This is a genomic window from Rothia mucilaginosa (assembly GCF_001548235.1).
Classification (GTDB): Bacteria; Actinomycetota; Actinomycetes; order Actinomycetales; family Micrococcaceae; genus Rothia; species Rothia mucilaginosa_B.
On sequence record NZ_AP014938.1, the window covers coordinates 1,253,165 to 1,267,447 of the forward strand.

Below are 14,283 nucleotides of genomic sequence, written 5' to 3' on the forward strand. Positions count from 1 at the left end.
AAGCGGGTCACGAAAGGCTTACCGTCCTTTGCGTACCGGCGTTAAGGCCCTTTAACGCCCCAACCACGACATATACGGATACAAATTTATGAGTGAACTGGTACAGAGCTTCGGTGACAGCACCGAGCCCATGGTGGTTCTGGACGGAGTCTCCAAGGTCTTCGGCAACGGCCCCAAGGCAGTAGTTGCTGTCGACAATGTCTCCCTCACCATTAACCGCGGTGAAATTTTTGCAATCATCGGCTACTCCGGCGCCGGTAAGTCCACCCTCGTCCGCCTCATTAACGGTCTGGAAACCATCACCAGCGGCACCCTGACCGTTGGCGGCTTCGAGATTTCCGGTAAGCGCGACTCCGAACTGCGTGAAGCACGCACCAATATCGGTATGATCTTCCAGCAGTTCAACCTCATGAACTCCCGCACCGTGCTCGGTAACGTTGAGTTCCCGCTGAAGATTGCCGGCTGGTCTAAGAAGGACCGCCGCGCTCGCGCCCTGGAAATGCTCGAGTTCGTGGGTCTTGCCGACCGCGCGGGCCACTACCCGAACCAGCTTTCGGGTGGTCAGAAGCAGCGTGTGGGCATTGCTCGTGCGCTCGCAACTAACCCGCCTCTGCTGCTGGCTGATGAGTCGACCAGCGCGCTGGACCCGGAAACCACCCATGAAGTGCTTGCACTGCTGAAGAAGGTCAATCGTGAACTGGGTGTGACCGTCGTGGTTATTACCCACGAGATGGACGTGGTCTCTAGCATCGCTGACCGTGTGGCAGTGATGGAGTCCGGCCGCGTGGTGGAGCAGGGCAACGTGTACGACGTCTTCTCCAACCCGCAGACCGATGTGGCGAAGCTCTTCGTGGCAACTACCGTGAAGCTTGCTCCCACCGGCAAGGAAGCGGCTGAACTGCGCGCAAACCACAAGGGTTACCTCATCAACGTTGAAATCGTGGAGGGTAACCAGGAGCTCGGTAAGGTGCTGTCCTACCTGGGCGCCCGTAACGTCCGCTTCAACATTGTGGGCGGCGGTATCGAGACCCTGCAGGGTAAAGCGTACGGCACCCTCACCCTGGAACTCCTGGGTGAAATCACCAGTATTGATGCCGCCGTTGCCGAGCTGAAGACCGTCACCCGCGTGCAGGAGGTGCGCTAAATGTTTGCTACTACTCTTCCGCTGGCTACCTCGAAGACGGACTGGTCTGAGTTCCTGCCCGAGAAGCTGATTCCGGCTATTGGCGACACCTTCTACATGGTGTCTATTACGATGCTGTGTGCAGGTCTGGTTGGCCTGATTGTGGGCGCTCTGCTGTACACCACCCGTGCAGGTAATATCTTCCAGAACCGCTTCGTGTACACGGTCCTGAACATTCTGGTGAACGTGATTCGCCCGATTCCGTTCATCATTTTGATTGCGGCTCTGGGCCCGCTGACTAGCGCTGTGGTGGGTACCCGCCTGGGTGTAAACGCGGCGGTCTTCGCGATGAGCTTCGGTGCAGCATTCGCTATTGCCCGTATCGTGGAGCAGAACATGGTCTCCATTGACCCGGGTGTGATTGAGGCGGCTCGTGCGATGGGCGCTTCGAAGATGACCATCCTGTTCACCGTGATGATTCCGGAGGCGCTTGGCCCGCTGATCCTGGGTTACACCTTCCTCATCATCGGCGTGGTGGATATGTCCGCTATGGCCGGTTACGTGGGTGCTGGCGGTCTGGGTAAGATCGCGATCGTGGATGGCTACCAGCGCTTTAACGATGAGATCACCTGGGCTGTTGTGGCGATTATTATCGTCCTGGTTCAGCTGGTTCAGTTCCTCGGCAACTTCCTGGCGAAGAAGGTTATGCGCCGATAAGCTCGTGCCCCTTGTAGGCCTACTGTAGGTACTGTAGGTACAGCTGATAAGACATAGAAGACCCCCGTCTGCTCCTCAAGGAGCGGGCCGGGGGTCTTTCTTCGTACCGGAGGGGGGAGAGGCGCTAATTGCTTAGCCCTGCGTTGCTTCAGATTACTGCGCCGCCTCAGACTGCTGCGCCGCCTCAAGCTTGGCGATCCAGGTGCGTGCCGCCTCCCAAAGCTGCGGGTCCTTGAACGAATCGAAGCGTCCAAAACCGGCCGGTGCCTTTGCCGGGTCGGTGCCTTCCGGAACATAAACCATGACCTTCGTACCGGCGTCACGTGCCGCCTGCGCGCCCGCGGGGGAGTCCTCGAACGCCAGCGCCTCGTGGCCCTCAAAGCCGAGGCGACGTGCCGCCTCCAGGTACATGTCCGGGGCGGGCTTGCCGGTGGGAACGTCGTTGCTGCTGACCCAGGTGCGCACCAGCGGGGCGTAACCGTAGCTTTCCATTTTCAGAGTCAGAATGTTCGCGGTGGAGTTCGACGCCACCGCAACCGGCATGTGCTCGCTCAGGAAGCCCAGGAACTTCTGCGCACCCTCAATCAGGTCCACGCCGGAGCTGATGACCTCGTGCTCGGTGGTGAGCAGATCCTTCATCACGCGTTCATGGTGCTCGGCGTACTCTGCGGAGGCGGTGTCCGGCTTCCGACCGTTCTGCGCCTCGTAGGAGAGCAGGGCAAGCTCCTCGGCGACATCGGCTGCCGCCAGGCCGGTGAGGCGATGCTCCACCTCTTCGGTGAAGGGAACAGACCAGCGGGCGAAAAGCTCACGCTGCACATCGTTCCAGACGGTCTCGGAGTCGAGGAGGATGCCGTCGCAGTCGAAGATTGCGCAGCGGGGGAACCAATCGGAGGGTACGGTGTGTTCAAACATAATGTCAGTCTCTCACAGGGTTTTAGGCTATGGAAGTGGTGGCCCGGTGCGTGAGAAAACATGCGGGGTTGCGCCTCGCCCGCAGAACGGAAAACCACATGAAGAAACCCTCCCGCCGCATCCAGAACGGACGCAACGGGAGGGCAGAAGCTAAAACAGCTTAGAGAGCGGACACCGGCTTATGGGTCACCTGACGCATAAACGGAATGGTCGCCAACAGGCCCACATAGACCAGTGCCAGACCCAGCGCAATAGCGCCGAAGGTCATACCGAACATCTTCGTCAGAATCTCACCGGAAAGACCCTGCGCCGCAATCAACGCCGTCAGCGGCAGACCCAGCAGCGCAGAAACCACGCTAATGAGCACCAGCGGACCGAAAACCACGGTAAGGCGCGAAGCCTGCAACATCCTCGTGGGGGTACCCATCATATTCAGCGAAGAGTACAGGGAACCACGCTCGTAAATGGCGGCACTCTGGTTCAACACTGCGGAGAGAGTGACCAGCAGGTACGAGAAGAACAGCATGAGCAGCATGCCCTGGAACATGTCCGACATGATGGTCATGAAGGGGCCGGCGGCGGGGCCTACCTCCTTCGCCGTTTTGTTCATCTCACCCGCCAGAATCAGGATGGGGCCGAAGAAGGTCACCAAGAAGGTCGACAGTGCCACACCCGAAACCTGACGCCACGCCCCGCGCGGGGACTCCAGCACCGCACGGTAACCGAGCAGAACCGATGCCTTCTGGGTCATACGCACACGAATCTTTGCGTACGCCCACACCAGGAAAGTACCGATCAGGTCGATAGCAACCATCATCAGCAGACCCGGCAGAGCAATGAAAATCGCTAGGTTCTTAATCGCGCTATCGGCACCGCCGTCCTGGAAGGGTGAGAACATGCTAAAACCCTTCGAGGTCGAAGCCAGAATCATCACGGCAATGACCAGAACAACACCGATACCCAGAGCAATGTAACCGGCGGAACCAGCCTTCGCGCGGGTACGCACACCCAGCGGGCTGATGCTGACCTTCGCCAGACCGAAGAGGGAGCTGAGGGCCGCCAGAACCATACAGCCCAGGAAGCAGTAGAAAATCACGCTCACCGGCAGGAGCATATTCTCAGCACCCAGCGGAACGTTCATGAAGTGCAGGGCGCCGAACGGGAAAATCAGCACCAGGTAAAGCAGCAGACCGATGATGAAACCCACAAGAGAGTACACCAGCGCGTCCGCCACCGACAGACCCACAATCAGGGTCGTGGAGGCACCAATCAGACGCAGGGACGCCAGACGCTCATCACGGCGGCGGGCACTCAAACGAGCAGCCGAAGCGCCCAGGGTAAAGAGGGGAACAATCAGCACCAGAGCGGCAACCCACGCCAGACCCATGTAGAGCTTCTGAATGCCCATCAGGTTGATCATTTCGTGGTCAACGTTGGCGTGCTCAAGCCACGTACTCAGCGCCTGAACACCACCGGCAACCGTCAAAAACAGTGCCGAGGAGGCGGCAAAAGCCAGCACGGGAAGAATCGCCTGCGAACTCCATAGGGTTCGCTTGGCGAGTAGAGCATAGATTTGCATTATGCACCTGCCTGAGACTGAGCGCCGAAGCTCTGAGCATGGTTCTGGGAAGCGGGAACACCGCCCTGGTTATTGCGCTGATCGCTCACAATCTGGCCGTCCTGCAGGTACACCACGCGGGAGCATGCCGCCGCCACGTTCGGGTCGTGAGTCACCACCAGCAGAGTCTTACCCTGCTGCGGAATCATGGTCAGCAGCAGAGCCATCACCTCACGCGCGGTCTTCGAATCCAGCGCGCCGGTCGGCTCATCCGCGAAAGTCACGGGGGCACCGTTCACCTGGGAACGGGCAATAGCCACACGCTGAGCCTGACCACCGGACATCTCACCCATACGGCGGTCCAGCATCTGCCCCAAACCCAGACGGTTCAGCAGGTCAGCCGAAATGGAGCGCGCCTGCTGGCGGGGAACACCGGCAATCATCGCGGCGAGGGAGACGTTCTCCTCCGCGGTCAGCTCGGGAACCAGCAGACCCTGCTGGAACACAAAACCAAACGAGTTAGCGCGCAAGGAGGTGCGCTCACGCTCGCTGAGGGACTCCACCGCCACCTGACCGGTCGGGCCATTGAACAGCACAGAACCGGCATCGAGCTTGATAATGCCCGAAAGTGCGTGCAACAGAGTGGTCTTACCGGAACCGGAAGGACCCATAATCGCCACGGACTCGCCGGGGTAAATATCGAGGCTCACGTTACGTAGCACCGGGTTATTGCCGTACGACTTGTGCAGGTTACGGGCAGAAATAATCGCACCGCGTGCAAAGGGCGCCTGCTGCATCTGCTGAGGCGCCTGAGCCGGGTAGCCCTGCGGCTGACCCTGATAGTAGCCCGCCTGGCTCTGCTGACTCGGCTGACCGGACTGACCCTGCTGGGGCTGACCGGGCTGAGCGGAATACTGACCGGCAGGCTGCGCCGCCTGCGGAGGGGTCATTGAGTACGGGTTCTGAGCCTGGAACTGCGGGTTCTGGGATTGAGGATTCTGCGTCATGACAACCTTCATTGGGTATGAACTAACGGAAGTACATTTCTATCATCTCAGCTTCTTGGCGGCTCAACCCTCCGTCTGGGGGCTGAAAAATATGGGAAAACCCTGTAAAAATTCGCCCGACCGGGTGCTCAACCGCCCCGCACCTCATACCGCGGTATGAGCAAGCCTCAGCAGAAGGGATAAGCCGCGCACCCCTTGAACTGCGCGGCGGCCTTGAACTGCGCGGCGGCCTTGAACTGTGCGGCGGCCTTGAACTGTGCGGCGGCCTTGAACTGCACCGAGGCAGTGCCATACTAGAAGGATGACCGACGCACAGAACACCCCCATCATCACTCCGGTAGCCAACCCCGAGGCAGGAACCCGCATCATCTTCCTGCGTCACGGCCAGACCGACTGGAACATTGACCACCGCTTCCAGGGCGGCACCAACATCCCCCTCAACGACACCGGCAGGGAGCAGGTCCGCACCGCTATCGGCGCCCTGCAGCAGGCAGCGGCTGAGGGCACCACCGTGGACGCTATCGTCTCCTCGCCCCTTTCCCGCGCCGTAGAAAGCGCCGAAATCGTAGCCGAAGGCCTGGGCGTACCCTACCGCGGTGCCGTTGACGGCTTCCAGGAACGTTCCTTTGGCGACCTGGAAGGCCAGGTCGCTACCCGCGAGCTGATTCTCGCCTCCCGTCAGTCCAATAACGCGTACAACGTGGAACCCAAGAAGGACTTCCTCGCCCGCTCCCTCGGGGCGCTGAACCGCGTCCGCCGCGAATACGAGGGCCAGACCGTTGTGGTCGCCGCGCACGGCATGCTCATTGCCTTGACCATGACCGCCCTGGTCGCAGACCGCCACCCCGAACTGCTCAACGAAGACGGCATCTACCCGATCCCGGTGAACGCCTCCCTGACCGAGGTGCCCCTGCAGTACCTGGACGAGGCAATCGACCGCCTGCTCGTGCAGCACCTGGAACCCGAGCTGGGCCCCGAAGAGGTCCCGGCGGGCGCCGAGAACACGACCCTCACCCTGATCCGTCACGGCCAAACCGACTGGAACAAGGCGAACCTGATGCAGGGCATCACCGACATTCCGCTCAACGACACCGGCCGCGAGCAGGCACGCACCACCGGCAAGAAGCTTGCCGACATGGGCCTGGAATTCACCGTGCTGGTGTCCTCGCCGCTGTCCCGCGCCCACGAGACGGCGCAGCTGGTCGGCGAGCACTTCGACCTGCAGGTGCACAAGACCTACCCCGAGCTGGTAGAACGCGCCTACGGCGCCGGCGAGGGCCTGGACATTCCCGCCCCCGAACGCCGCGCCCCGGAACGCTACTACCCGAACGTGGAATCCGAGCGTGACGTGTACATTCGCGCGGTGCGTACCCTGCGCAATATCGTGCGTGAACTCTCTGAAGCCTCGAGCGACCAGAAGATTGGCGACCAGAAGATTATTGCCGTCAGCCACGGCAGCTTTATCCGCCGCGCCCTCTCCGCCGCAGCCGGCGAAGAGTGGACCGTGACCGTGCCGAACGCCGAACCGCTCACGATTGACGTGCCGGGCCTGTTCGCGTGGGACTCGACCAAGCAGTTCGATGAGGCAGGTCGCCTTGTTTGGTAAAGCACAGTTTGGTAAAGGACAACCCGGTAGCGGTCGCTCCGGCGCTCGCGTGTGGCGGCTGATTCTCTGGCCCGTCACGGCGCTGTACTGTGCGACGGTGGCGAGTATCGTGTTCGCCCCCGTGCACGTGGACGATAACGAGATGGGCGGCCGCCTGGCGCAGTTTTTGGATACCGGCCACGCCGAGGGCTGGCTACCTGCGTTCATTACCTATTCGAGCATCGAGCAGCTCTCGAACGTCATCATGTTTATTCCGGGCGGTTTTCTTTTCGCCCTGCTGCTCAAGCCGAAGGTTCGCCCGCACGTGCTGTACTCGGGATTTTTGGTCAGCGCCTGCATTGAGACGATTCAGAGTTTTATGCCTGATCGCACCGGCGACCCGGTAGATGTGCTGATGAACGGTTCGGGTGCCCTGCTGGGTGCGGCGGGTGCTTTGGGTGTGCACCGTTGGCGTCGCGTGCGTCGCGAACGTACAGGTAAATAAGGTTCTGTGCTCGGTGGAGGCGCTGGTTTCGAGGGTTCTTGGCGAGGGTTTTCGTCGAGGGTTCTCGGAGCCGGCGCCTCCACTTTTTGCCCTGTTAGGGCGCTGCGTAGGTGCTTGGCGCTGTGCGGATGATGGGGAGTGGGAAAACCCAACAGTTCATTAGGTCAAACAGACATAAACAGGCAGTGACCTCCAACGTAGTGTGGTTTCGGTAGGGAACATTCGGGTAATATTCCGGTAAATACAGCGTTTTATATTGACTTACCCACAAAAACCCACATAAAATCAAGTATTACCCTCAAGCGCTCTGCCGGCTCACTGAAACCATGTCTCTCACGGTCATAAAAGCCGAGCAGAACGCAGAAAAGAACGCACAGATTTCCTCCCACTAGTCCAAAGGAACACCAGATTTATGTTCGCAGAAGAACGCCGTGCCGAAATTGCAAAGCTTGTTGCCTCCGCACGTCGTGTCAACGGCGCTGACCTTGCGCGCCGTTACGATGTGACCATGGAGACCGTGCGTCGTGACCTCGCCGCACTGGAAGAAGCAGGTAAGCTCCGCCGTGTCCACGGTGGTGCCGTCACCATTGAGCAGTCCACCTCCCTGGAGTCCTCCATCTCCTCCCGACAGGGCATGAACACCCCCGAGAAGCGCCGCATCGCCACCAAGGCATACCAGATGCTGCGCGATTCCGAGGCAGGCTCCATCGTCCTGGACGCAGGCTCCACCATTGAGATTCTCGCCGACCACATCGGCGCCGAGAACTTCAGCCTCAAGACCGGCAACGACCGCATCATCATCACCCACGCACTGCACATTGCAGTCAAGCTCGCCGAAGCCGAGGGTGTCACCCTTGAACTGGTTGGCGGTCAGCTGCGCAAGATGACCTGGGCTGCTGTTGGTGCACGCGCCGCAGAGCACTTCGGCACCATGCGCCCCGATATTGCTTTCATCGGTGCCAACGGCATTGAAGCCCACTTCGGCATCTCCACCCCCGGCATGAACGAAGCTATCGTCAAGACCGCAATTTGCAAGGCAGCCCGCCGCGTGGTCTTGCTTTGTGACTCCGCGAAGTTCGGTCAGGAATCCCTGGTCCGCTTCGCCGGATTCGAGGATATTGACACCCTCATTACTGATCGCGAGCCCGAAGGTGCCCTCCGCCAGGCACTCGAGGCCGCAAATGTTGAGATTGTGATTGCCTAATGATTATTACTCTGACCGCCAACCCCAGCCTGGACCGCACCATTGAACTCGGTGCACCCCTGGCTCACGGTGCCGTGCAGCGTGCTGTCGGTGCCGTACAGGATCCCGGTGGCAAGGGCGTAAATATTTCCCGTGCTCTGCAGGTTTCCGGCGTGCCGACCCTCGCCATCGTGCCCGGTGAAGCCACCGACCCGGTGCTGACCGCACTGCAGGCTGTGGACGTTGAGTTCGCTAACCTGCCCACCGGTGAGCCGATTCGCTCGAACATCACCGTGGTTGATCCGGACGGCACCACCACCAAGCTGAACGCCCCCGGCACCGTTTTTGATGCCGAACTGCGTCAGAAGCTGGATACGCTGGTGGTTGAGCGGTCCAAGGGTGCCGACTGGGTGGTTCTAGCTGGTTCGCTGCCTCCGGGTCTGGAGCCGACCTACTACTCCGAGCTGGTGGCGGCACTGCGTGCCTCCGGCTACGAGGGCAAGATCGCTATCGATACCTCTGAGGCGCCGCTGATTGCGACCGTCGCCGGTGATCACAAGCCCACCCTGATTAAGCCCAACTCGGAGGAGCTGGCTCAGCTGACCGGCAGCGATAACTGGGAGGAGCTGGAGGCTAGCCCCGAGCTGACCGCCCGCACCGCCCAGAAGCTGCTCGGCGACGGCATCGAGTACGTGCTTGCCACGCTCGGCGGCGGCGGCGCAGTGCTGGTCACTGAGCAGGGTATCTGGCACGCTGTGCACGAGCCGATTCAGGTCCGTAGCACTGTGGGTGCAGGTGACTCGTCGCTGTCCGGTTTCTTGATCGCTCACACTCGTGGTGAGGACGCCCCCGGTTGCCTGGTTCAGGCGGTAGCTCACGGTTCGGCTGCTGCTGCTCTGCCGGGTACCCGTATGCCTTCGTTGGAGCAGACCACTCCTGAGAAGGTCACTGTTCGTCAGCTGCAGTTCTAAAGCTCTAATTCGGGCTGTTTCCGCACCTCCAGCTTTTATTCCCAGAAGGGAATATAAGCCGGGGTGCTACCCCAGCAGCCCACACGTACACGAACGCAACACACACAGCACACACTTTGAACTCATAGGGGAGAAGCCCGGCACCACTGAGCGAATCCCCGCCCCAACACATACCCGAGGAGGGAATATGTCTAATCTGATCACCGCAGATCTCGTCCTGCTGGACGAGAATCTCGGCGAGACCCGATTCGACGTAATTGCCAAGCTCGCTCAGGCAGTCGTAAATGCCGGACGCGCTACCGACTTCGAGCAGCTCTACGCGGCTGCCGAGGCACGCGAATCTAAGACCGACACCGGCATCCCCGGCGGTATTGCGATTCCGCACTGCCGTAGCGCCGCCGTCACCGAGCCGACCCTGGCAATGGCACGCCCCAACCCGGCAGTTTCCTTCGGTGCAAAGGACGGCCCCGCCGACCTGATTTTCTTCATCGCTGCACCCGATGGCGCTGACCAGGCTCACCTGAAGCTACTCTCCACTCTGGCACGCTCCCTGATGAAGAAGAGCTTCACCGCGTCCCTGCGCGAAGCCTCCTCGGCTGAAGAGATCGTTGAGCTGGTCAACGGCGCGCTCGGCGTGGGCGAGAAGAAGGCAGAGGCTAAGCCCGCCGAGGCTGCACCTGTCGCCTCCGCTCAGGAAACCCCCGCTGCTTCGGCTCCGGTGAAGAAGATTGTTGCTGTGACCGCATGCCCCACCGGTATCGCTCACACCTACATGGCTGCGGATGCCCTCAAGTACGCTGCTGAAGAGCTCGGCTACGACCTGAAGGTTGAGACTCAGGGCTCCTCGGGTAATGAGAAGCTGACCCAGGCTGATATTGATGCCGCAGACGCCGTGATTTTCGCGGTGTCCGTGAACGTGCGTGAGCGTAACCGTTTCGCGGGTAAGCCCTTTGTTGAGTCTCCCGTCAAGCGCGGTATTGACGAGCCTAAGGAAATGATTGCGGAAGCTCTGGCTGAGGCTGAGAACCCCAATGGTGCACGCGTTGCCGCTGCCGCATCCAGCGGTGAGGACAGTGCAGGCGCTACCGAAGGCGCTTGGGGATCGCGCATCTACAAGGCCGTGATGACCGGTATCTCCTACATGATTCCGTTCGTTGCTGCCGGCGGTATTCTGGTCGCCCTGGGCTTCGTTTTCGAGGCAATTACGGTGCCGAACCTTGGCGATGTGAATACCAAGGCGATTCTCGACTCGGCAACCCTATTCAACCTCGGTGATGTGCACTGGACCCTGTACCTGGGTGCTGTTTTGCAGACCATCGGTGGTTTCGGTCTGAGCCTGATGGTTCCGGCTCTTGCCGCGTACATTGCGTACGGTTTGGCTCAGCGTCCCGGTATCGCTCCGGGCTTCATCGCCGGTTCGGTGGCTCTCGCCGTGAACGCGGGCTTCCTCGGCGGTATTGTTGGCGGTATTCTCGCCGGTCTGATCGCGTACGCTCTGGGTACCCTGAAGCTGCCCCGCTGGCTTGGGTCGATGATGCCCGTGGTCATCACCCCGCTGGTGACTTCTCTGGTTGCCGGCCTGGCAATGTACCTGTTGCTCGGTGCGCCCCTGGCGTGGGTTATGACCACCCTGCAGGATTGGCTGACTTCCATGTCTGGCGGTTCCGCTCTGGTGCTGGGTCTGATCCTGGGCGCCATGATGGCTTCTGACCTGGGTGGCCCCATCAACAAGGCTGCTTATCTCTTCGCAACTGCTGGCCTGTCTTCGGGTGCGACCGTGAACCAGGAAATCATGGCTGCCGTCATTATTTCCGGTATGGTTCCGCCGCTGGCTATGGCTCTGGCAACCACCCTGCGCCCCAAGCTGTTCAACGAGAACGAGCGTGAGAACGGTAAGGCTGCGTGGCTGCTGGGTGCATCCTTCATCTCTGAGGGTGCTATTCCCTTCGCCTCGGCTGACCCGGCTCGCGTGATTCCTTCGACCATTGTTGGTGGTGCCATCGCCGGTGCAATCTCCATGGGTGCGCACGTGGCTTCCCCGGCTCCGCACGGTGGTATTTGGATTATTGGTCTGGCGCAGAACCCGCTGATGTTCCTGGCGGCTGTTGTTGCCGGTACCGTTGTTTCGGCGCTACTGTACGTGGTGCTGAAGTCCCTGGGTGCCCGTTCTAAGGCATCCGCATAAAGGCCGTATAACCTCACCTTCATTTGATCGTCTGTTTGCAGGCGCGAGCGTGAAAAAACACGTTACACTGTAGACAAACCACAGATAGGACATGAACTCTATGACTACCTACAAGGGCGTCGGCGTATACGCCGGCCGCGTTATTGGCCCCGTTCTTCAGATGCCTAAGCCCATCGAGGAACCCAAGGACGGTCTGCGTCTGAGCGGTGAGACCGCTGAGGCTGCAGCACAGCGTATTAAGGACGCGTCGGTCCGCGTCAAGGAAGACCTGCTGGCTCGCGCAGAGAACGCAAGCCGTGACGGTAAGGCTGTTCTGAAGTCCACTTCTCAGATGGCTACCGACCGTGCACTCATCAAGAGCGCTATTAAGCTGGTTGAGACTCAGGAGATGGCTCCCGAGCGCGCAATCTGGGAGGCCGCAACCTCCTTCGCAGACCAGATGGCTGCTCTGGGCGGCTACATGGCTGAGCGCGTCACCGACATCCACGACGTGCGTGCCCGCATCGTTGCTGAGCTGACCGGCCAGCAGGCTCCCGGTATCCCCGTTTCTGACGAGCCGTTCATCCTGGCTGCTATTGACCTGGCACCGGCTGATACCGCAACCCTGGACCCCGAGAAGGTTATCGCACTGATTACCTCTGACGGTGGCCCCCAGGCGCACACCGCTATTCTGGCTCGCGGCTTGGGTCTGCCCGCTATCGTTGCGGCTAAGGGCGTGACCGAGATTGCTGACGGCACCATCGTCTACGTGGACTCTAACGAAGGCATCGTTGACACCGAGCCCACCGATGCTGACCGCGAAGCAGCAATCAAGTACGCAAACCGCAAGCCCGTCGCTGACTTCGACGGTCAGGGCGTGCTGGCTGACGGCACCCGCGTACCGCTGTACGCAAACGTTGGTGACGGCAAGTCCGCTGAGAAGGCTGCAAGCCTGAAGGCTGAGGGTGTTGGCCTGCTCCGCACCGAGTTCGGCTTCCTGGGCCACGACGCTGAGCCTTCCATTGAGACTCAGGCTAAGACCTACAAGTCCGTGTTTGACGCATTCCCCGGCAAGCACATTGTGGTCCGTACCCTGGATGCTGGCGCTGACAAGCCCCTGCCGTTCCTGAACGTGAACCCCGAAGAGAACCCCGCACTGGGTGTTCGCGGTTTCCGTACCGACTGGACCGTTCCGGGCGTTCTGACCCGCCAGCTGGAGGCTATTAAGGCTGCTTCGGAGAACTCCGACGCTGACATCTGGGTTATGGCTCCGATGATTTCGACCACCTCCGAGGCACGCAACTTCGCGAACATGCTCAAGGAGATCGGCCTGCCCGTTCACGGTGTGATGGTTGAGACCCCCGCAGCTGTGATGAACGCTGAGGCTATCCTGGGCGAGGTCGACTTCGTGTCCATCGGCACCAACGACCTGACCCAGTACACCATGGCGGCTGACCGTCTGCTGGGCGACCTGGCGCACCTGAACAACCCCTGGCAGCCTGCAGTGCTGAAGATGATCAAGATGACCGTTGAGGGTGCTCAGCGTGCATCGGTCACCGCGGGTAAGAAGAAGTACGTGAGCGTCTGTGGTGAGGCTGCGGCTGACCCGGCTCTGGCTGTTGTTCTGATTGGTCTGGGTGTTGACACCCTGTCCATGAACGCTGGCGCTATCCCCGCTGTGGCTGCAGTTCTGAAGTCCGTGACCAAGGAGAAGGCACAGCAGATTGCGGCTATCGCTCTGCAGCAGATTTCTTCTGCTGAGGCGAAGGAGAGCGCACGCAAGGCTCTGCCGATTCTGGACGAGCTGGGCCTCTAAGCCTTAAAACAATTCCGGGGCTGCCCGCCGCCCCTTGATGGGGTGTGCTGGGCGGTGCCTGAGTCCATGAAAATGCCGGGTGTAGAGTTTTATTTCTGCATCCGGCATTTTTGTACTTGTTAGCGTATGGCTGAACGGTACAATTTATAGAGTAAGGGCGGGTCCTGAAGCGCCCCGTTCATTTAGAATAGGTACTGATATATTTTCGGTTCCTTAATCAAAGGAGAAACATAATGGCAGAGCGCGAAGCCACTATTGCAAGCCGTGTTGGCCTGCACGCACGTCCGGCAGCTATCTTCGCTGAGGCAGCTGGCGACCTCCCCGTTGAGGTAACCATTGCTGCTAAGGGCGAGCCCGCAGATGAGGCTATGGACGCTGCATCGATTCTGTCCCTGATGTCCCTGGGTGCAAAGCACGGCGACGTTGTTGTCCTGCGCGCTGAGGGCGAAGGTGCTGAAGAGGCTCTGGACTCGCTGGTTAAGATCCTCGAGACCGACCACGACGCTGAGTAATTGACTCTCGCCTCTGAGGTGAACCCCTAAGCGGTGCGCTTCGGATGCTGTGAAGGCTACCGCCTTAAAGCGTGAATATCCCGTCACTTCGGTGGCGGGATATTTTTTATTATGAATAATTCATGTTTCATTGCGTTATGGGTGGAGGCATAAGGGGGTTATTTTCCCGCTAAATCTTAATGTATAAATAACCTTTATTTTTTCCTCGAAATACCCGCAAAAATATT

12 protein-coding genes are annotated in these 14,283 nt (G+C 59.9%); 9 read left to right on the forward strand and 3 right to left on the reverse strand.

Annotated features, from left to right (window positions below):
- Positions 1-88 precede the first annotated feature (88 nt).
- Positions 89-1,144 carry a methionine ABC transporter ATP-binding protein gene (locus tag RM6536_RS04870; protein WP_060824280.1) on the forward strand — a complete coding sequence of 352 codons (1,056 nt, stop codon included), beginning with the start codon at positions 89-91 and terminating at the stop codon, positions 1,142-1,144.
- A complete protein-coding gene (locus RM6536_RS04875; RefSeq protein ID WP_060824281.1) occupies positions 1,145-1,840 on the forward strand; it encodes a methionine ABC transporter permease in 696 nt (231 codons plus the stop codon). It begins immediately after the preceding gene.
- A 153-nt stretch (positions 1,841-1,993) separates the two neighbouring features.
- Here RM6536_RS04875 and RM6536_RS04880 read toward each other — a convergent pair whose 3' ends face one another.
- The 3 genes from RM6536_RS04880 to RM6536_RS04890 all read right to left on the reverse strand — a co-directional run bounded on the left by RM6536_RS04880 (position 1,994) and on the right by RM6536_RS04890 (position 5,320).
- Complete coding sequence (locus tag RM6536_RS04880; RefSeq protein ID WP_060824282.1) at positions 1,994-2,755, reverse strand: HAD family hydrolase; 762 nt, start codon at positions 2,753-2,755, stop codon at positions 1,994-1,996.
- A 160-nt stretch (positions 2,756-2,915) separates the two neighbouring features.
- On the reverse strand, positions 2,916-4,334 hold the full coding sequence (locus tag RM6536_RS04885; protein ID WP_005508160.1) for an FtsX-like permease family protein: 1,419 nt from the start codon (positions 4,332-4,334) through the stop codon (positions 2,916-2,918).
- Positions 4,334-5,320 (reverse strand): ABC transporter ATP-binding protein, encoded by a 987-nt coding sequence (locus tag RM6536_RS04890; RefSeq protein WP_060824888.1) that lies wholly within the window; start codon positions 5,318-5,320, stop codon positions 4,334-4,336. Before RM6536_RS04890 ends, RM6536_RS04885 begins: the two co-directional genes overlap by 1 nt.
- A gap of 301 nt (positions 5,321-5,621) precedes the next feature.
- Here RM6536_RS04890 and RM6536_RS04895 point away from each other — a divergent pair, with 301 nt between their 5' ends.
- The 7 genes from RM6536_RS04895 to RM6536_RS04925 all read left to right on the forward strand — a co-directional run bounded on the left by RM6536_RS04895 (position 5,622) and on the right by RM6536_RS04925 (position 14,056).
- Positions 5,622-6,926 carry a histidine phosphatase family protein gene (locus RM6536_RS04895; protein ID WP_060824283.1) on the forward strand — a complete coding sequence of 435 codons (1,305 nt, stop codon included), beginning with the start codon at positions 5,622-5,624 and terminating at the stop codon, positions 6,924-6,926.
- A complete protein-coding gene (locus RM6536_RS04900; protein WP_231917934.1) occupies positions 6,916-7,410 on the forward strand; it encodes a VanZ family protein in 495 nt (164 codons plus the stop codon). Before RM6536_RS04895 ends, RM6536_RS04900 begins: the two co-directional genes overlap by 11 nt.
- A 412-nt stretch (positions 7,411-7,822) precedes the next feature.
- The gene (locus RM6536_RS04905; RefSeq protein ID WP_049357323.1) at positions 7,823-8,614 is read left to right on the forward strand and encodes a DeoR/GlpR family DNA-binding transcription regulator; all 792 of its coding nucleotides are present in this window, start codon (positions 7,823-7,825) and stop codon (positions 8,612-8,614) included.
- A complete protein-coding gene (locus RM6536_RS04910) occupies positions 8,614-9,564 on the forward strand; it encodes a 1-phosphofructokinase family hexose kinase (protein ID WP_060824285.1) in 951 nt (316 codons plus the stop codon). The genes RM6536_RS04905 and RM6536_RS04910 overlap by 1 nt, the downstream gene beginning before the upstream one ends.
- Positions 9,565-9,751: 187 nt before the next feature.
- Entirely contained in the window at positions 9,752-11,749 is a 1,998-nt protein-coding gene (locus tag RM6536_RS04915; RefSeq protein WP_060824286.1) for a PTS fructose transporter subunit IIABC, read from the forward strand.
- Between the two features lie 100 nt (positions 11,750-11,849).
- Entirely contained in the window at positions 11,850-13,544 is a 1,695-nt protein-coding gene (gene ptsP, locus RM6536_RS04920; RefSeq protein WP_060824889.1) for a phosphoenolpyruvate--protein phosphotransferase, read from the forward strand.
- Between the two features lie 233 nt (positions 13,545-13,777).
- Complete coding sequence (locus tag RM6536_RS04925; protein WP_005504506.1) at positions 13,778-14,056, forward strand: HPr family phosphocarrier protein; 279 nt, start codon at positions 13,778-13,780, stop codon at positions 14,054-14,056.
- Positions 14,057-14,283 lie beyond the last annotated feature (227 nt).

Excerpts from the sequence above, each read along its gene's own strand:
- RM6536_RS04895 (WP_060824283.1), top strand. The coding sequence starts at position 5,622 with ATGACCGACGCACAGAACACCCCCATCATCACTCCGGTAGCCAACCCC.
- RM6536_RS04910 (WP_060824285.1), top strand. The coding sequence starts at position 8,614 with ATGATTATTACTCTGACCGCCAACCCCAGCCTGGACCGCACCATTGAA.
- RM6536_RS04925 (WP_005504506.1), top strand. The coding sequence starts at position 13,778 with ATGGCAGAGCGCGAAGCCACTATTGCAAGCCGTGTTGGCCTGCACGCA.
- RM6536_RS04870 (WP_060824280.1), top strand. The coding sequence starts at position 89 with ATGAGTGAACTGGTACAGAGCTTCGGTGACAGCACCGAGCCCATGGTG.
- ptsP (WP_060824889.1), top strand. The coding sequence starts at position 11,850 with ATGACTACCTACAAGGGCGTCGGCGTATACGCCGGCCGCGTTATTGGC.
- RM6536_RS04915 (WP_060824286.1), top strand. The coding sequence starts at position 9,752 with ATGTCTAATCTGATCACCGCAGATCTCGTCCTGCTGGACGAGAATCTC.
- RM6536_RS04885 (WP_005508160.1), bottom strand. The coding sequence starts at position 4,334 with ATGCAAATCTATGCTCTACTCGCCAAGCGAACCCTATGGAGTTCGCAG.
- RM6536_RS04905 (WP_049357323.1), top strand. The coding sequence starts at position 7,823 with ATGTTCGCAGAAGAACGCCGTGCCGAAATTGCAAAGCTTGTTGCCTCC.
- RM6536_RS04875 (WP_060824281.1), top strand. The coding sequence starts at position 1,145 with ATGTTTGCTACTACTCTTCCGCTGGCTACCTCGAAGACGGACTGGTCT.
- RM6536_RS04890 (WP_060824888.1), bottom strand. The coding sequence starts at position 5,320 with ATGACGCAGAATCCTCAATCCCAGAACCCGCAGTTCCAGGCTCAGAAC.
- RM6536_RS04880 (WP_060824282.1), bottom strand. The coding sequence starts at position 2,755 with ATGTTTGAACACACCGTACCCTCCGATTGGTTCCCCCGCTGCGCAATC.